The organism is Pseudooceanicola lipolyticus (assembly GCF_002786325.1).
In the GTDB taxonomy this organism is placed as follows: domain Bacteria; phylum Pseudomonadota; class Alphaproteobacteria; order Rhodobacterales; family Rhodobacteraceae; genus Pseudooceanicola_C; species Pseudooceanicola_C lipolyticus.
Genome location: NZ_PGTB01000079.1, coordinates 1 through 17,812, shown reverse-complemented (window position 1 = coordinate 17,812; position 17,812 = coordinate 1). Strand labels below are relative to the sequence as shown.

Annotated in this window: 16 protein-coding genes; 9 read left to right on the top strand and 7 right to left on the bottom strand. The window is 66.3% G+C overall.

Going from position 1 to position 17,812, the window contains the following annotated elements; translation table 11 throughout:
- On the bottom strand, positions 1–1,019 hold a 1,019-nt coding region (locus CVM52_RS16150; RefSeq protein WP_133119868.1), incomplete at its 3' end, for a caspase family protein.
- Between the two features lie 71 nt (positions 1,020–1,090).
- Entirely contained in the window at positions 1,091–1,399 is a 309-nt protein-coding gene (locus tag CVM52_RS16145; RefSeq protein WP_100163508.1) for a DUF6476 family protein, read from the bottom strand.
- On the opposite strand from CVM52_RS16145, the gene CVM52_RS16140 reads away from it, so the two are divergent.
- Both CVM52_RS16140 and rpoH read left to right on the top strand, forming a co-directional pair.
- Positions 1,398–2,447: an RluA family pseudouridine synthase gene (locus CVM52_RS16140; protein WP_100163507.1), complete on the top strand. Its 1,050-nt coding sequence runs from the start codon at positions 1,398–1,400 to the stop codon at positions 2,445–2,447. The two genes, CVM52_RS16145 and CVM52_RS16140, sit on opposite strands and share 2 nt — an antisense overlap.
- Before the next feature lie 182 nt (positions 2,448–2,629).
- A complete protein-coding gene (rpoH, locus tag CVM52_RS16135) occupies positions 2,630–3,532 on the top strand; it encodes an RNA polymerase sigma factor RpoH (RefSeq protein ID WP_100163506.1) in 903 nt (300 codons plus the stop codon).
- Positions 3,533–3,644: 112 nt separating this feature from the next.
- On the opposite strand, the gene CVM52_RS16130 is transcribed toward rpoH, so the two are convergent.
- The 5 genes from CVM52_RS16130 to CVM52_RS16110 all read right to left on the bottom strand — a co-directional run bounded on the left by CVM52_RS16130 (position 3,645) and on the right by CVM52_RS16110 (position 9,527).
- Positions 3,645–5,465: a M3 family oligoendopeptidase gene (locus CVM52_RS16130; protein WP_100163505.1), complete on the bottom strand. Its 1,821-nt coding sequence runs from the start codon at positions 5,463–5,465 to the stop codon at positions 3,645–3,647.
- Between the two features lie 106 nt (positions 5,466–5,571).
- Entirely contained in the window at positions 5,572–7,164 is a 1,593-nt protein-coding gene (locus tag CVM52_RS16125; protein ID WP_100163504.1) for an ATP-dependent DNA ligase, read from the bottom strand.
- Positions 7,161–8,168, bottom strand: coding sequence for a ligase-associated DNA damage response exonuclease (locus tag CVM52_RS16120; RefSeq protein ID WP_100163503.1), 1,008 nt, complete (start codon positions 8,166–8,168; stop codon positions 7,161–7,163). The genes CVM52_RS16125 and CVM52_RS16120 overlap by 4 nt, the downstream gene beginning before the upstream one ends.
- A gap of 103 nt (positions 8,169–8,271) precedes the next feature.
- Entirely contained in the window at positions 8,272–9,237 is a 966-nt protein-coding gene (locus CVM52_RS16115; RefSeq protein WP_100163502.1) for an alpha/beta hydrolase, read from the bottom strand.
- A complete protein-coding gene (locus CVM52_RS16110; RefSeq protein ID WP_100163501.1) occupies positions 9,237–9,527 on the bottom strand; it encodes an SCP2 sterol-binding domain-containing protein in 291 nt (96 codons plus the stop codon). Before CVM52_RS16110 ends, CVM52_RS16115 begins: the two co-directional genes overlap by 1 nt.
- A gap of 73 nt (positions 9,528–9,600) precedes the next feature.
- On the opposite strand from CVM52_RS16110, the gene CVM52_RS16105 reads away from it, so the two are divergent.
- The 7 genes from CVM52_RS16105 to CVM52_RS16075 form a co-directional block, all read left to right on the top strand.
- Positions 9,601–10,170, top strand: a complete 570-nt coding sequence (locus CVM52_RS16105) for a tetratricopeptide repeat protein (protein ID WP_100163500.1) — start codon at positions 9,601–9,603, stop codon at positions 10,168–10,170.
- Between the two features lie 30 nt (positions 10,171–10,200).
- Positions 10,201–13,083, top strand: a complete 2,883-nt coding sequence (locus CVM52_RS16100; RefSeq protein WP_100163499.1) for a helicase-related protein — start codon at positions 10,201–10,203, stop codon at positions 13,081–13,083.
- Between the two features lie 3 nt (positions 13,084–13,086).
- The gene (locus CVM52_RS16095; protein WP_100163498.1) at positions 13,087–13,449 is read left to right on the top strand and encodes an RNA-binding S4 domain-containing protein; all 363 of its coding nucleotides are present in this window, start codon (positions 13,087–13,089) and stop codon (positions 13,447–13,449) included.
- 155 nt (positions 13,450–13,604) lie between these two features.
- Entirely contained in the window at positions 13,605–13,943 is a 339-nt protein-coding gene (gene fdxA, locus CVM52_RS16090) for a ferredoxin FdxA (RefSeq protein WP_100163497.1), read from the top strand.
- Between the two features lie 279 nt (positions 13,944–14,222).
- Positions 14,223–14,732 (top strand): CarD family transcriptional regulator, encoded by a 510-nt coding sequence (locus CVM52_RS16085; protein ID WP_100163496.1) that lies wholly within the window; start codon positions 14,223–14,225, stop codon positions 14,730–14,732.
- Between the two features lie 238 nt (positions 14,733–14,970).
- Positions 14,971–17,139, top strand: a complete 2,169-nt coding sequence (locus tag CVM52_RS16080; protein ID WP_100163495.1) for a thiamine pyrophosphate-dependent enzyme — start codon at positions 14,971–14,973, stop codon at positions 17,137–17,139.
- On the top strand, positions 17,136–17,812 hold a 677-nt coding region (locus CVM52_RS16075; RefSeq protein ID WP_205964971.1), incomplete at its 3' end, for a 2-oxoacid:acceptor oxidoreductase family protein. The genes CVM52_RS16080 and CVM52_RS16075, both read left to right, overlap by 4 nt.

The window sequence follows — 17,812 nt, the reverse complement described above, 5'->3', positions numbered from 1 at the left end:
GCCTGCGGCGCGGGGCGGACCGGCTCTTCGGCCAGGGCGCGCGGGCTGGTGGCGTTTTCAAGCGCGGCAACGCGCGGCGCTTCGGCCTTCTCCGACAGCGCCAGCCGGCGATAGGCCAGCGTGTGCAGCGGGTGATCGGTCAGGTCCTGGTATTTCGCCAGGAACCCGGCCCAGGCCTCGCGGGTGTCGGTCAGTTCGGCGGTGGCAAAGTCGCGGATGATGGCGCTGTCATCCACCGCGCGGGCGGGCTGCGCCGGGGCGGGGCGGGCGCTGTTGGGGTTGATCACGTATTCGCCGCCGCCCAGCGAGGAATAGACAAAGGGTGCCGAGCCGGGCACCGAGCGGCGCATCTCGTCGCGCACCTTGCCCAGGATGATGCGCACATCCGCCGGCGGTTCGTCCAGCGCGGTCAGGAACGCGGTGGTAAAGGGGGAATTGCCGCCTTCCTCGCCATCCGGCGTTACCGCGCCGGCGGCGGCGGCATAGGCGATCAGGGTGTCGGCATCGGCGCTGGTGACACTGGCCAGGCCGCGGGCGATGTTGCGGCCCGGGTTCTCCGCATCCAGCCGCACGATAAAGGGATTGTCGCGGCAGGCGTCCAGCACCACCATCTTCATCTGTTTCGCGCCCGAGAGCTGCGCCAGCATGTCGTCCAGCTCGACCATTTCCAGCCGCGCGTCGCGCGCATCGGTGACACGGGCATCAACCGGGATCAGGTAGTTGCGCCCGCCAATCTCGATCCCGTGGCCGGCATAATAGATCATCGCGATCTCGGCCGCATCGGCGCGGTCGCGGAAGTTGCGCAGCGTGTCGAACATGTCCGACCGCCTCAGATCCTTGGCCAGCACCACGTTGAAGCCCTGCGCCACCAGCGCGCGCGCCACCGCATCGGCGTCGCGCGTCGGGTTGGGCAGCGTGGCCACGTTGCGATATTGCGAGTTCCCGATCACCAGCGCGACCTTTTCGGCGGCGGCCAGGCCCGGAACCAGGAAGAAAAGCAGGAACAGAAGCTGTCTCATAATGCCGCAGTTTACCACAGGTCAGCCTGCAGTCTGTGACACAGATCGCAAAACCGGGCAAATTTTGCCGCCTATGGTGCGGATTCGACCTCGACGGTCTGCAGCAGGGCGCCGCTGCGCCGGCTGAAGATCAGGATGCGGCTGCCACCCTCGGTGACCACGGCGTACCAGTCCGGGGTCAGGGTAAAGGCCTCGGCGGTCAGCCCGGCGGGCAGGGTGATGCCGTCTGGCACCACCGCCGGCGGTTGGGAGAAACGGATGACAAGCAGGCCGACAATCACTAAAAGCCCGCCAATCATCACCGCCGTCAGCACCGTCACCAGCCGCCGCAGGAAACGCAGGTTCGGCGGTTCGGGCATCGGCCCCTTGGGATCTGTCATGGCCACCCGCCGAATTGCATTCACCATCGCGGCCAATCCGCCGCCCCGCCTTGATAAGGCGCTTTCGCGCGATGTGCCAGCCGAAGCGGCGCTGTCGCGCACCCGGCTGGCCCGGTTGATCGCCGAGGGCGCGGTGATGGTGGGCGGCCACCCCGCCACCGATGCCAAGGCGCGGGTCGAGGAGGGGGCCGAGGTGGTGATCGCGGTGCAGCAGGCCGAGGAAAGCGATATTGCCCCGCAGGCGATCCCGTTGCAGGTGGTCTACGAGGATGCCGACCTGATCGTTGTCAACAAGCCTTCCGGAATGGTGGTGCATCCGGCGCCGGGCTCGCCCCAGGGCACGCTGGTCAACGCGCTGCTGCACCATTGCGGTGCGGATCTGTCCGGCGTCGGCGGGGTAAAGCGCCCCGGCATCGTGCACCGGATCGACAAGGACACCAGCGGCCTGCTGGTCGCCGCCAAAAGCGATGCCGCCCATCACGGGCTGGCGGCGCTGTTCGAAGCGCATGATGTCGAACGCTATTACCGCGCGCTCTGCTACGGCGTGCCCGACGCTGCCGATCCGCGCCTGCGCGGCGTGCGCGGGGCAGCCTTCGAACCCGGCAACATTCTGCGCATCACCACCCAGCTGGCCCGCCACCGCAGCGACCGGCAGAAACAGGCGGTGGTGCCGCAGGGCGGGCGCCGCGCGGTCACGCGAGTGCGGGTGATGCAGGGTTTTGGCGCGCCGCCGGTCGTGGCGCTGACCGAATGTTGGCTGGAAACCGGCCGCACCCATCAGATCCGGGTGCATATGGCCCATGCCGGCCATGCGTTGGTGGGCGATCCGGTTTACGGCGGCCGGCGCCGGGTGGCCAAAGGCGCGCTGAGTGCCGAGGCCGAGGCGGCGATCCGCGGCTTTCCCCGCCAGGCGCTGCACGCCGCGGTGCTGGGCTTTGTGCATCCGGTCACCGGAGCATCCCTGCGCTTCGAGGCGCCGCTGCCCGCGGATATGGCCGGGTTGCTGGCGGCGCTGGATCCGGGTGGGGATCCGCAGGCGCCAAGCTAACCCCTCCGGCGCGCCGCTGTCGTCAAGGGTGCCCCGCAGAAACGGCCGGGGGCATGTGCGCACCTGCACAGGTCGCCCCCTTTCCTAGCGAAATGTTAATCTCGATATAGACATCAACGCCTTGAAACGGGCCGCCAATGCCCCATATCAATGTTAAACCCTTAAACATGGGAGGGACGGATATGTCAAATTATGCAAATCTTCCGGCACCTTCGCCCGAAGGCGGGCTGAACCGGTACCTGCAGGAAATTCGCAAGTTTCCGCTGCTGGAGCCGGAAGAGGAATATATGCTGGCCAAGCGCTGGGTCGAACAGCAGGACACCGAGGCGGCGCATAAGATGGTGACCTCGCATCTGCGGCTGGCCGCCAAGATCGCCATGGGCTATCGCGGCTATGGTCTGCCCCAGGCCGAGGTGATCTCCGAGGCCAATGTCGGCCTGATGCAGGCGGTCAAGCGGTTCGACCCGGAAAAAGGCTTCCGGCTGGCGACCTATGCCATGTGGTGGATCCGCGCCTCGATCCAGGAATATATCCTGCGGTCCTGGTCGCTGGTGAAACTGGGCACTACCTCGGCGCAGAAAAAGCTGTTCTTCAATCTGCGCAAGGCCAAGGCCAAGATCGGCGCGCTGGAAGAGGGCGACCTGCATCCCGACAACGTCAAACAGATCGCCACCGATCTGGGCGTGACCGAGGACGAGGTGATCTCGATGAACCGGCGGATGTCGGGCGGCGATGCGTCGCTGAACGCCACCATCGGCGCCGAGGGCGAAGGCTCGATGCAATGGCAGGACTGGCTGGAAGACGAAGATGCCGACCAGGCCGGCGATTACGAGGCGCGTGACGAGCTGGAGGCGCGGCGCGAATTGCTGGCGCAGGCGCTCGACGTGCTGAACGATCGGGAAAAAGACATCCTGACCCAGCGCCGCCTGGCCGACGAAACGGTGACGCTGGAGGATCTCAGCACCCAATACGGCGTCAGCCGCGAGCGGATCCGCCAGATCGAGGTGCGCGCCTTCGAAAAGCTGCAAAAGCGGATGCGCGATCTGGCCCGCGACCGCGGCATGATGGCCAAGGCCGAGGCCTGACCTTACAGAAATACAGAAATGCCGCCGGGCCGGTCCCGGCGGCATTTGTTTTGTCAGGGGCCTTGCACGTTGCCCTGACCGTCAACTCGGCCGCGAGCGAGGCCAGAAGGCCTTACCCCTCCATCGCCTCCAGCTCGTCGATCATGCCCGAGATCATGTTCAGCCCCTTGTCCCAGAATTTCGGGTCCGAGGCATCCAGCCCGAAGGGCGCCAGCAGCTCTTTGTGGTGCTTCGACCCGCCGGCTTTCAGCATCTCGAAATACTTGTCCTGAAAGCCCGGCTCGCCCTCGGCATAGACCGAGTAGAGCGCGTTCACCAGCCCGTCGCCGAAGGCATAGGCATAGACGTAGAACGGCGAGTGGATGAAATGCGGGATATAGGACCAGAAGGTCTCGTAGCCCTCCATGAACTCAAAGGCCGGCCCCAGGCTTTCGCCCTGCACGCTCATCCACAGCGCGTTGATGTCATCCGGGGTCAGTTCGCCGTTGCGCCGCGCCGCGTGCAGCTTGCATTCGAAATCGTAGAACGCGATCTGGCGCACCACGGTGTTGATCATGTCCTCGACCTTGCCGGCCAGCAGCACCTTGCGCTGATCGGCGCTGGCGGCGGCGTCCAGCAACTTGCGGAAGGTCAGCATCTCGCCGAACACGCTGGCGGTCTCGGCCAGGGTCAGCGGCGTCGCGGCCAGCATCTCGCCCTGGCCGGCGGCCAGCACCTGGTGCACGCCGTGGCCCAGCTCATGCGCCAGGGTCATCACGTCGCGCGGCTTGCCCAGGTAGTTCAGCAGCACATAGGGGTGCACCTCGGTCACCGTGGGATGGGCAAAGGCGCCGGGTGCCTTGCCCGGCTTGACCCCGGCATCGATCCAGCCCTTGCGGAAAAACGGCTCGGCCAGTTCGGCCATGCGCGGATCAAAGGCGCCATAGGCCTCCATCACCGTCTTTTCCGCCTTGTCCCAGGCGATCACCGTCTTGTCCTGCATCGGCAGCGGCGCGTTGCGGTCCCAGACCTGCATCTTGTCCAGGCCCAGCCATTTCCGCTTCAGCTCGTAATAGCGGTGGCTCAGCTTGGGATAGGCGGCAACCACGGCGCTGCGCAGCGCCTCGACCACCTCGGGTTCGACATCGTTGCTCAGGTGCCGGCCCATCTGCGCCGAGGGCATCCCGCGCCAGCGGTCGATGATCTCTTTCTCCTTGGCCTGGGTGTTGTGCACGCGGGCGAAGGTCTTGATATTGGACTGGAACACCTCGGCCAGCGCCCGTGCCGCGGTTTCGCGCTTGGAGCGGTCGGAATCGGTGAGGAAGTTCAGCGTCGCCTCGATCCCCAGCGTCTCGCCGGCGACGTCGAATTCCAGCCCGGCGATGGTTTCGTCGAACAGCTTTTCCCAGGCATCGCCGACCACGCCCAGATCGTGCAGGAATTTCTCCAGCTCGTCGGACAGCTGATAGGGCTTCATCTTGCGGATGCGGTCGAACACCGGCTTGTAGCGGGCCAGATCGGCATTGGCGGCGAAATGCGCCTCCAGCACGCCGTCATCCAGCCGGTTCAGTTCCAGCGTGAAGAACACCAGCGGCGTGGTGTAATTGGTGATCTTCTCCTGGCAGTCCGACAGGAACTTGGCGCGCGCCGCATCGGTGGTCTGCTGGTAATAGCGCAGCCCGGCAAAGGACATGATGCGCCCGGCCACGGTGTTGATCCGCTCGTCGCGCAACACGCAGGTCAGCAGCCCGGCGGCATCCAGCGTTGCCAGCTTGCCTTCGTAATCGGCGGCAAATTCGGCACAGGCATTTTCCAGCCAGTCCAGATCGCGCTTCAGCTCGGGCGCGTCCTCGGAGGTGTAGAGGTCGGTCAGATCCCATTCCGGCAAATTGCCGAGATCCTTGCCGCCGGGGGCGGCGTTGGCGTCACGAACGGGAAAGGGCAGCTGGAACATGGGGCACCTCGTCTGTTTCCAGCGACACTTAATGCCTTGCCCCTCGCGCGACAACCGGCGGAACGGGCTGGCACCGCCCGAAGGCCGGGTTTTCCCCGGTCCCGCCCTAGCCGTAGACGCGCAGCAACTCTTTCAGGTCGTCCAGCGTATTGGCCTCCTGCACCGGCTTGTCCCGGCGCCAGCGTGCCATGCGCGGAAAACGCAGCGCGACGCCGGATTTGTGCCGCGGGCTTTCGTGGATACCCTCAAATGCGATCTCGAACACATGCTCGGGGGTGACCTGGCGCACCGGGCCAAACCGCTGCTGGGTGTTGCGCCGTACCCAGGCGGTGATCTCGCGGAACTCGTCGTCGGACAGGCCGGAATAGGCCTTGGTGAACGGCACCAGGTCATTGCCGTTCCAGACCGCGAAGGTGAAATCGGTGAACAGGTTGGCCCGCCGCCCGTGGCCGGACTGGGCATAGATCATCACCGCGTCCACGGTCAGCGGGTCCAGCTTCCATTTCCACCAGTCGCCCTTTCGGCGGCCGGTGCCGTAGGCGCTGTCGCGGCGTTTCAGCATCAAGCCTTCGGCGCGGGCCTCGCGGGCCCCGGCGCGGGTGTGGGCCAGCGCCGCCCAATCGGCAAATGCGATCTCGGGCGACAGGCGCAGCGGCGCGTCGGGCGGCAGATCGGCAACCAGCGTTGCCAGCAGCGCCCGCCGTTCCACCAGCGGGCGGGCGCGGATATCGGCGCCCTGCCATTCCAGCAGGTCATAGGCGTAGAGGATCACCGGCGCATCGCGAAGCAGCTTTTTCGACACGCTCTTGCGGCCGATGCGTTTCTGCAGCGCATTGAAGGGTAGCGGCGCCGCCTCCGCCCAGGCCAGCACCTCGCCGTCGATCACCGTGCCGTCGGGGACGAAATCGGGCGCACGGGTGAATTCGGGGAAAGTGGCGCTGATCAGCTCCTCGCCCCGCGACCACAGGAAATACTGGCCTTCGCGGATCACCAGCTGGCCGCGGATGCCGTCCCATTTCCATTCGGCATGCCAGTCCGCCGGATCGCCCAGCGTCTCCGGCGCCTCCTCCAGCCCGTAGGCCAGGTAGAACGGGTAGGGGCGCGAGGCATCGGCGGCGCTGTTCTCGGCCTCGATCAACTGGTGCCAGGTGGTGGTCTGGGCGGTCCAGTCGCCCATCAGCCGATGCGCCAGTTCCGCCTCGTCGCGGCCGGTGGCCTGGGCCAGCGCGCGGGTCATCAGCTTCTGGCTGACGCCGATGCGAAAGCCGCCGGTGATCAGCTTGTTGAACAGAAAGCGTTCGTCGCGGTCCAGCTGGTCCCAGGCGGCCAGGATGCGCGCCTTGCGCGCCTCTTCGGGCAGCGCCGCCAGCGCCATCAGCTCGGCCATCCAGTCCGACAGGCTCTGATCGCTGCCGCCCGCTGCCGGCGGCAGGATCAGGGTGATGGTTTCGGCCAGATCGCCGACGATCGGGTAACATTCCTCGACCAGCCACAGCGGCAGGCCGGCGCGTTCGGCCGCCCATTCGCGCAGCCGCGTTGTGGTGACCGCCCGGCGCGGGCGGCGGCCGGAAAACAGCGCAATGGTCCAGACCCGGTCGGCTTCGGGCGCCTCGGTGAAATAGTCGGCCAGCGCCGCCACCTTCGCGCCGGTGCGGGTGGTGGCGTCGATGGCGCGGAACAGCCGGGCGAACCGTTTCATTCCGCCTCTCCGCTCTCGGCGATCTCGCCGGCATATTCGGTGCTGACGATATGGGCGTCATAGCCGCATTCGCCCAGCCAGCGGCTGAAGATCTCGGTATAGCCATGGGTGACGAAAATCCGCTCGGCCCCGGTGGCGCGGATCGCCTCGGTCAGCCCGGCCCAGTCGGCATGGTCGGACACCACAAAGCCGCGGTCTACCGAGCGCCGCCGCCGCACCCCGCGCAGCTGCATCCAGCCGCTGGCAAACCCGGTCGACACCGCGCCAAAGCGGCGCATCCACGGCGTGCCCATGGCGGCGGGCGGCGCCAGCACGATGGCGCCGGGATGGGCCTTGGCATCCAGTTCGGGGGTTACCTGGATCGTCTGCGGTAGCTGGTAGCCCCGCGCGCGCAGCACCTCGGTGGTGGCCTCGACCGCGCCGTGGGTCAGGATCGGGCCGTCCTCCAGCAACGCCAGCAGCCGCTGTGCCTTGCCCAGCGAATAGGCGCCCAGCACCGGGGTGATCCCCGCCGCGGCGCTGGCCCGCCACCAGCCGTTGATCTCGGCGGCGACCTCGGCCTGCGACTGCCAGCGGAACACCGGCAGGCCAAAGGTGCTTTCGGTGATGAAGGCATCGCAGCGCAGCGGTTCGAAGGCTTCGCACAACCCGTCCGCCTCGGTCTTGTAATCGCCCGACACCACCCAGACCTCGCCCGCCACCTCGACCCGGATCTGCGCCGAGCCCGGAACATGCCCCGCCGGGTGAAATGACACCGCCGCGCCGCCAATCCGGCGGGCCTCGCCATAGCCGATGGTGTCCAGCGCGATGTCGCCCAGCCGGTGGCGCAGCACCGGTGCGGCGGCGGCGGTCGCCAGATAGCGGGCATGGCCCGGGCGCGCATGGTCGGCATGGCCATGGGTGATCAGCGCCCGGTCCACCGGGCGCCAGGGATCGATATAGAAATCCCCGGCGGGGCAATAAATGCCCCGATCGGTAAAGCTGAGAACCGGTGCGCGTGTCATCGCCGCAGCCTAAGGTGCGTCCGGGTGACCGCGCAACTGGCACCGGGGAAAGCCGCCGTCGTGTGATCTGTGGTGGGAACGTCCCGACAGGTCCGCGACCGCCTCAGGCGCGTTTTGCCGCGTCGGTCTGGCCCACACGCCCGGCCCACAGGTCGGCCATCCGGTCCAGCACGCTGTTGCGCAGGGCGGGGCGCTCCATCAGCACCTCGTGCTGGGCCCCGGGCACCATCACCAATTCGCCCCGCGGCCAGCGCCGCATCCGTTCGTGCACGGCGGCGGTGTCGATGATCCGCTCGTCTTCGCCCAGGAAGGTCAGGCAGGGCAGGTCGGGCGCGGTCTGGCGCATCAGGTATTTGCACTCTTGCAGCCCCTCGCGCAGCCAGATCAGGCTGGGCCCGCCCAAGGCCAGGCCGGGCTGCGCGCCCAGCTGGCTTTGCATCATCAGGTACATGTCCCGGTCGGTGGTCAACATGTTGCCCTCGAACGGGTTGTCCAGCACATAGGGGGCATAGGTGGTGGTGGGCGGCAACCGGGTGCCCATGCCAACCAGGCTGGCCACCCGCGGCAGCGCCCAGCCCAGCGGGCGCATCAGCGCCGACATCGAGATGCCCCACATCGGCCCGGTGAAGGTGCAGCTTTTGACCGGCAGCCCCTCCAGCACCGCGCGCAGCCCGATGGCGCCGCCCATCGAATGGCCGATCAGGTGCCAGGGTTCGGGCGCGCCCAGCCTGCGGGCAATCTCCAGCGCCGCGGCAACGTCTTTCTGATAATCGGGAAACCGCGTCACATGGCCGACGCGCCGGTCGTCGATCAGCCGGTCGGCCAGGCCCTGGCCACGCCAGTCGATGGACACCATGGCATAGCCGCGCGCGGCCAGTTCGCCGGCGGTGATGCCGTATTTCTCGAGATATTCGGTGCGGCCCGGGAACAGCAGCACCGTGCCCTTGGCCTCGGCCAGCGGCCAGAACGCTATGCGGATGCGCACACCGTCCTGGCTGGTCGCCCAATGGGCCTCGGCCTGGGGGCCGCCGGCGATGTCGTGAAAATAGGGCGCCGGCAGCAACGCCATCAGGCCAGCGCTGCGGCCAGCTTCATCGCCAGACCCATGTCGCCATCGACCGACAGCTTGCCGGTCATAAAGGCGCTGGTCGGGTTCAACTCGCCCTCGAAAATCGACCGAAAAGTGTCGGCATCGGCGTTCAGCGTCACGTCGGCCTCTTCATCGCCCACCCGCGCGCCATTGCTGTCCAGCATGATCGCGCCAACATCGGTGATGGCGAATTTCGCGGTGCCGTCGATATCGGCGCCCTCGACCCGGTTGTTCAGTTCCGCAGCCGCCTGCTCAAGAAAATCGCTCATGATCCTCCCTCATCTAAAATTGACGCGCTTGGGACTGGCTAATGCGGCGCGTCGCGTTACACTCTGTACTACTATGAGCGTTCGTTGTCCCAATCTCAAAGGTATCGTGGCGGCACTTGCTGTCCTAGTCACGTATTCCCTACCCGTGACCGCGCAGAGCGCGGATCTGCAGGACGAAGCCGAATTGCTGACGGCCCTGGCCACCGCCGACGATGCCGAGGCCAAGCGGCTGGATCGCCAGCTGACGGCGGTGTGGAGCAAAAGCGGCTCGGCCGCGATTGACCTGCTGCTCAAGCGCGGCCGCGATGCGCTGGAAGTGGGCGACATTCCCACCGCGATCGAACACCTGACCGCGCTGACCGACCATGCGCCCGGTTTTGCCGAGGGCTGGCACGCCCGCGCCTCGGCCTATTTCGGCGCCGAACTCTTTGGCCCGGCCATGGCCGATCTGGAACGGGCGCTGACGCTGAACCCCAACAACTACAACGCCATATTCGGGCTGGGCGCGATTCTGGAAACCTTCGGCAAGGACGGCCTGGCCTACGAGGCCTACCAGCGCGCGCTGGCTTTACATCCGCATCATGAAGGTGCCATTCAGGCCACCGAGCGTCTGAAGACGCAGATCGAGGGCCGGTCCCTGTAAGGCGGCCGGCACAAACGAGGCGGATCGCACATGGCGACCGGGGCATCACGGGTCGTGGCCGTTCTTGGCCCGACCAACACGGGCAAGACCCATTACGCGATCGAGCGGATGCTGGGCCATCGCACCGGGGTCATCGGCCTGCCGCTGCGTTTGCTGGCGCGCGAGGTCTATGACCGCATCGTGGCGATTCGCGGCCCTTCGGTGGTGGCGCTGGTCACCGGCGAGGAACGCATCGTGCCGCCGCGCACGCAATATTGGGTCTGCACGGTCGAGGCGATGCCCGAGGGCATGGGCTGCGATTTTGTGGCCATCGACGAGATCCAGCTTTGCGCCGATCCCGAACGCGGCCATGTCTTCACCGACCGGCTGCTGCGCGCCCGCGGCTTGCACGAAACGCTGTTCCTGGGTGCGGACACCATGCGCGGCCCGATCAACGCGCTGGTGCCCGAGGCGCAGTTCATGCGCCGCGAGCGGATGTCGCAGCTGGTTTATACCGGCGCGAAAAAGATCACCCGGATGCCGCCGCGCAGCGCCATCGTCGGCTTCTCGGTGGAAAGTGTCTATGCCATTGCCGAGCTGATTCGCCGCCAGAAGGGCGGCGCGGCGGTGGTGATGGGCGCGCTCAGCCCGCGTACCCGCAACGCGCAGGTCGCGCTCTATCAGAATGGCGAGGTCGATTATCTGGTCGCCACCGATGCCATCGGCATGGGGCTGAACCTGGATATCGACCATGTCGCCTTTTCGTCGCTGACCAAGTTCGACGGCCGCCGCATGCGCCCGCTGGCGCCCAACGAACTGGCGCAGATCGCCGGCCGGGCCGGGCGCGGCATGTCCAACGGCACCTTCGGCGTCACCGGCGAGGCGCGGCCGCTGGACGAGGGCATGGCGCAGGCGATCATGGAGCATCGCTTCACCCCGCTGAGGCGGCTGAACTGGCGCAATTCCGACCTGAAATTCGCCTCGGTCGAGGCACTGATCCATGCGCTGGAAATCGCTCCCGACCGCGAGGAACTGACCCGCGCCCGCGAGGCCGACGATCTGATGGCGCTGAAATCGCTCTCGGCCGTGGCCGAAGTGGCGGCGCGGGCCAGCGATGCGCCCTCGGTGCGGCTGCTGTGGGACGTCTGCCGCATTCCCGATTTCCGCGGCATCAGCCATTCGGAACATGCCGGGCTGCTGGAGGTGATTTTCGGCCACCTGCACCAGCGCGGCACGGTGCCGGATGACTGGTTGGCGCGGCAGATTCGCCGAATCGACCGAACCGATGGCGACATCGATGCGTTAAGCCGCAGACTGGCATTTATTCGCACATGGACCTATGTCGCGCAGCGCAAGGGCTGGACAGGTGATGAAAGCCATTGGCGCGATGAAACCCGCGCGGTAGAAGACAGGGTGTCGGATGCGCTGCACGAACGTCTGACGCAGAGATTTGTGGACCGCCGCACTTCCGTATTGCTGCGGCGGCTCAAGCAGAAGGAGGCCCTTTTGGCCGAAGTGAACGACAAGGGGGAGGTGACGGTCGAGGGCGAATTCGTCGGCCGTCTGGAGGGATTCCGCTTTAGCCCCGACAAGGGCGCCGGCGGGGCCGAGGACAAGGCCATTCGCGCCGCCTCGCTGCAGGCGCTCGCGCCGCAATTCCACCTGCGCGCCGACCGGTTCTATAACGCGCCGGATACCGAGATCGATTATACCGAACAGGGCGGCCTGATGTGGGGCGACAGCGCGGTCGGCAAGCTGGTTGCCGGATCCGAGCCGCTGAAGCCGCAGGTGCAGGTCTTTGTCGACGATGTTGCCGGGCCGGAGGTGGCGCAGAAGGTCCAGCGCCGGCTGCAACATTTTATCGACCGCAAGATCGCCGCGCTGTTCGAACCGCTGCTGACACTGCAGCGCGACGAGGCGCTGACTGGGCTGGCGCGGGGCTTTGCCTTCCGCATGGTCGAGGGGCTGGGCATCCTGCCGCGTGCCGCCGTGGCGCAAGAGGTCAAGGACCTGGATCAGGATGCGCGCGGCAGCCTGCGCAAACATGGCATCCGCTTTGGCCAGTTCACCGTGTTCATGCCGCTGCTGCTGAAACCGGCGCCGACGCGTCTGCGCCTGGTGCTGTGGTCGCTGGCCGGCGGGCTGGACGAATTCCCCGAGGCGCCGCCGCCGGGGCTGGTCACCGTGCCCGCCGTCAAGGACGCGCCCGAAGGCTATCACGCCATGTGCGGGTATCGCGAGGCCGGCGAGCGGGCGATTCGAATCGACATGCTGGAACGGCTTGCCGACCTGCTGCGGGTGCAGGACAGCCGCGCCGGGTTCGAGGCCACGCCCGACATGCTGTCGATCACCGGTATGACGCTGGAACAGTTTTCCGGCCTGATGGAGGGGCTGGGCTATCGTGCCGAACGCGGCGAGCGTGAAAAGCAGCGCCCGGTGGATGCGGTGGTGCCAGAGGCCGCGGCCGACCCGGCCGAGGCTCTGGCGGTGGAAGACACCCCGGCCGATCTGCCCGAGGGCGCCGACCTGATCCCCGATGCCGGTGTCGCGCCCGAGGCCGAAACGCCTGCCGAGCCCGCACCCGAGGCGGTGGCTGAACGCATCGAGGACGGCCAGCCCTCGGAAACCGAACTGCCCATCGGTGCGCCCGCAGACGCGGCTGTGGAGGGCCCCGAGATCGAGGTGTTCTATACCTTCACCTGGGGGCGCCGGACCCAGCAGAACGCCCGGCCCAAGGGCCAGCGCACCGGCAAGCCCAAGCCGCAACAGGGCGCCCGGCCGCAAGGCAAGGGCGGCAAGCCGCGCGGCAAACAGGGCAAGCCGCCGAACAAGGGGGGCAAAACCTTTTCAGCCCGCCCGCCGCGCGACGACAAGAAGATCGACCCTGACAACCCCTTTGCCGCCGCCTTGATGGGGCTGAGGGACAACAAGTAACGCATGGCGGGCGGTGCGGACAAACTCCGCCTCGACAAATGGCTGTGGCAGGCGCGGTTCTTCAAGACCCGCACCCTGGCCGCCCGGCAGGTCAGCGGCGGCCATGTCCGCCTGAACGGCACGCGGGTGGAAAAACCCGCCCATGCGGTGACACCTGGCGACGTGCTGACCTTCACCCAGGCCCGGCAGGTGCGGGTGGTACGCGTGCTGGCGCTGGGCGACCGGCGAGGCCCGGCGCCCGAGGCGCAGCTGCTGTACGAGGACCTGGCGCCGCCCGAACCAACCGCGCGCGGCGGCGGCGAGCGCCCAACCAAACGCGACCGCCGCGCGCTGGACGCGATCCGGCGCGGCACCGACCCCTCCTGAAGCGGAACAGCGGCCTGCCGGAGGCACATTTTAAGTCAGGATTTTCCGCAACCGCGCAGCTACGGCGTGCGCTCGGTCTTTCTGAGGGCCGACCGCTTGAATGACCGGCGGCACTGATTTAGCTAGTCGGTCATCGCGTGCAAGGAAAGACGCTCATGACCTATATCGTCAACGACAAGTGCATCGCCTGCAAATATACCGACTGCGTCGAGGTCTGTCCGGTGGACTGCTTCTACGAGGGGGAGAACATGCTGGTGATCCACCCCGACGAATGTATCGATTGCGGCGTCTGCGAACCGGAATGCCCCGCCGATGCAATTCGTCCCGACACCGATCCGGACACCGAGCAATGGGTCGAGTTCAACCGCAAATACGCCGAGATGTGGCCGGTGATCATCAGCCGCAAGGATCCGCTGCCCAACGCGGAAGAGCGCGACGGCGAAACCGGCAAGCTGGAGAAATACTTCTCCGAGAATCCGGGCGAGGGCGGCTGACGATTCGCCGCGAAAACCAGGCCTGCCGGTCCCCCGTGGGCCGGCGGATCGGCATATATATGCAAGGCGTTTGCGTGTCTGACGCTACGTCCGCTTTCGGACGGGCGAATTATGTGATATATTTCTTTCACAAATGATGGAAACAACCGGTCCGTTCCTGTGGTTCGCTCACGCAGGGGCGTCATTATAGACGACACTATCGCTGCCCGGCGGGACATGAATTGCCCCGGCGAGGCGCTCTTGTCGCCCTGACGCACCGGTCAGTAAGGAAGACTTTGAATGACAAAATCGAAGAAGCTGGATTTCCGCCCGAACGATTACGTGGTCTACCCCGCCCACGGCGTCGGTCAGATCATTTCGATCGAAGAGCAGGAAGTCGCCGGCATCACGCTGGAACTGTTCGTGATATCCTTCGAAAAAGACAAGATGACCCTGCGGGTGCCGACCAACAAGGCCACCGAGGTCGGGATGCGTTCGCTCAGCTCGCCCGACGTGATCAGCCAGGCGATGAAGACGCTCAAGGGCAAGGCCAAGGTCAAGCGCGCAATGTGGTCGCGCCGGGCGCAGGAATATGAACAAAAGATCAATTCCGGTGACCTGATCTCGATCGCAGAGGTGGTTCGCGACCTGCACCGCACCGACGACCAGCGCGAGCAGTCCTATTCCGAGCGGCAGCTTTATGAGGCCGCGCTGGAACGTCTGACCCGCGAAGTGGCGGCGGTTGGCGGCAGCGACGAGATCGAGGCGGCCAAGCAGGTCGACAACGTGCTGACCTCGCGCGCGGCGTAACCCGCCCGAACTTGCAGATTGATGCAGGGCCGGCCCGGTCAGGGTCGGCCCTTTTTCGTGCCGCGCCACCGGCCGGCACCGTGATTGCATGAAATTCCATTGACCACGGCGCGCAGCAAACGGGCAAAGGGCCGGCTGACCTGCGGGATTTTTCACGAATTCCGTGATAATTTGTGGATCTCGGTTTCTCTATAAAATATGCAAATGGATATATTGTCCCCACGCAGTAGGTATCCCCATGGCGGAACGGTCGTTCAAAAAGGAAGTCAAACAGCTTCGAATCGGTGAAGGCGAGGAATTTCGCGGCGAGGGCATCCTGGCCATCACCAAGGCGCTGCTGGAAAACGGCGTTGGCTATGTCGGCGGCTATCAGGGCGCGCCGATCAGCCACTTGATGGATGTTCTGGCCGATGCCCAGGACCTGCTGGGCGAACTCGGCATCCGCTTCGAGGCCAACGCCTCCGAGGCGGCGGCGACGGCGATGCTGGCGGCCTCGGTGCATTATCCGATCCGCGGCGCGGTCACCTACAAGGGGCCGGTGGGGGTCAATGTGGCCTCCGACGCGCTGGCCAACCTGGCTTCGGGCGGGGTGAAGGGGGGTGCGCTGATCATCGTCGGCGAGGATTACGGCGAAGGCTCGTCCATCATGCAGGAGCGCAGCCACGCCTTTGCCACCAAGTCGATGATCTGGCTGCTGGACCCGCGCCCGAACCTGCCGTCGCTGACTCAGGCGGTGCGCCATGGCTTTGAATTGTCCGAGGCGTCGAACACGCCGGTGATGATGCTGATGCGCATCCGCAGCTGCCATGTGCACGGGTCTTTCACCGCGCGCGACAACGTGGCGCCGGCGCTGAACGTGCGCGACGCGCTGTCCAATCCGCAGCGCGACACCAAACGCATCGTGCTGCCGCCCTATTCCTACATGCACGAACAGGAGAAGGTCACCCAACGCCTTCCCGCGGCGCTGGACTATATCCGCGCCAACCAGCTGAACGAGACCTTCGGCCCCGAAAACGGCAAGGTCGGCATCGCCCTGCAAGGCGGCATGTACAACGCGGTGATCCGCGGGTTGCAACGGCTGGGCCTGGCCGATGTTCACGGCGATACCGATGTTCCCCTTTACGTGATGAACGTCGCATATCCTGTTGTCGAAGATGAGTTTTTCGATTTCTGCGAAGGCAAGGACGCGGTCCTGATCGTGGAAGAGGGGTTCCCCAATTATATCGAGGAAACCCTGCGCGCCGCGCTGCATCGCGAAGGCCGGACCGGGGTGAAGATCGCCGGCAAGGGGGTGTTTCCCACCGCCGGTGAACTGACCGGCAAGGTGATGATGCAAAGCCTCGAAGCCTTCCTGCGCGAACATGCCGCCGCGCTGCTGCCGGCGCAGACCCGCGCGCCGAACCGGCCCGACGAACTGGCCGAGGTGCCGGATCTGTCCAAGGTGGTGCCGATGCGGCCGCCGGGATTCTGCACCGGCTGCCCGGAGCGGCCGATCTTTGCCGCGATGAAACTGGTCGAGGAAGAACTGGGCCGCCACCAGGTGGCCTGCGACATAGGCTGCCACCTGTTTTCGATCATGCCGCCGTTCTATATCGGCGGCACCACCATGGGCTATGGCCTCGGGCCGGCCTCGAATGCCGCCTTTGACGGCGGCGGCGAAAAGCGCTCGATCAGCATCATCGGCGATGGCGGCTTCTGGCATAACGGCCTGTCCTCCTCGATCGGCAACGCGGTGTTCAACAAGTCCGACGGCGTCACCATCGTGGTCGACAACTACTATTCCGCCGCCACCGGCGGGCAGGACATCCTGTCCAGCCGCGCCGACAACAGTTCCAAGGCCACGAAACACCCGATCACCGGCGCTGTGGAGGGCGTCGGGGTGAAATGGGTGCGCCAGATCGACCGCACCTATGATGTCGGCAAGATGCGCGACACGCTGAAAGAGGCGCTGACCACCGATCACGAGGGGCCGAAGGTGATCGTCGCCTCGTCGGAATGTATGCTGAACCGCCAGCGCCGCGAACGGCCGCTGCGCGAACAGGCGATCAAGGAAGGCCGCCGGGTGGAAAAGCCCAAATTCGGCGTCGATGAAGATGTCTGCACCGGCGATCACGCCTGTATGCGCCTGTCGGGCTGTCCGTCGCTGACGCTGAAACTGCCCGACGACCCGCTCAGGGATGACCCCATCGCGCATATCGACCAGTCCTGCGTCGGCTGCGGCAATTGCGGCGAGGTCGCCGATACCGCGGTGTTGTGCCCGTCCTTTTACCGCGCCGACCTGGTGCACAACCCGTCGCGGCTGGAACGCTGGTGGGCCGGGGTGAACGCCCGGGCGATCGCCTGGCTGCAACGGCGGCGCGAATCGCGCCGTCTGGTCTGGACCGAGATGCCGGAGGTGGCGGAATGAACGATCTGGCACAGGTGCTGGAGGCCCGGCCGCGCGACGCGCGGGTGGACCAGATCATCAAGCTGGCAATCCTCGCCGTGGGCGGGCAGGGCGGCGGCGTGCTGTCGGGCTGGATCGTGGCGCTGGCCGAACGCAACGGCTATGCGGTGCAGTCCACCTCGGTCGCCGGCGTGGCCCAGCGCACCGGCGCGACGATCTACTATGTCGAGATGCTGCCGAAAAGCGACCGCGCGCCGGTGTTTTCCTTGGCCCCGGCCGAAGGCGATGTCGATGTGCTGATCGCCGCCGAGATGATGGAGGCCGGGCGCGCCATCATGCGCGGCTTCGTCACGCCGGACCGGACGCTGCTGATCGCCTCCAGCCACCGCAACCTGGCGACGCTGGAAAAGGAAGTGCCCGGCAGCGGCATTTCCGACAGCGGCGAGGTGCGCAAGGCCGCCGCCGCCGCCGCGCGCGATGTCATCCTGTTCGATATGGAGGCGATGGCGCAGAAGGCCGGCAGCGTGATCTCGGCCAGCCTGTTCGGGGCGCTGGCCGGCTCCGGCGCGCTGCCCTTCGATGCCGAAAGCTATCGCGAAACCATCCGCGCCTCGGGGCGCGGGGTCGAAAAATCGCTGGCCGCCTTCGAACTGGCACGGGCGGCGGCCGAGGCCCGCGCGGCCGATCCGGCGCC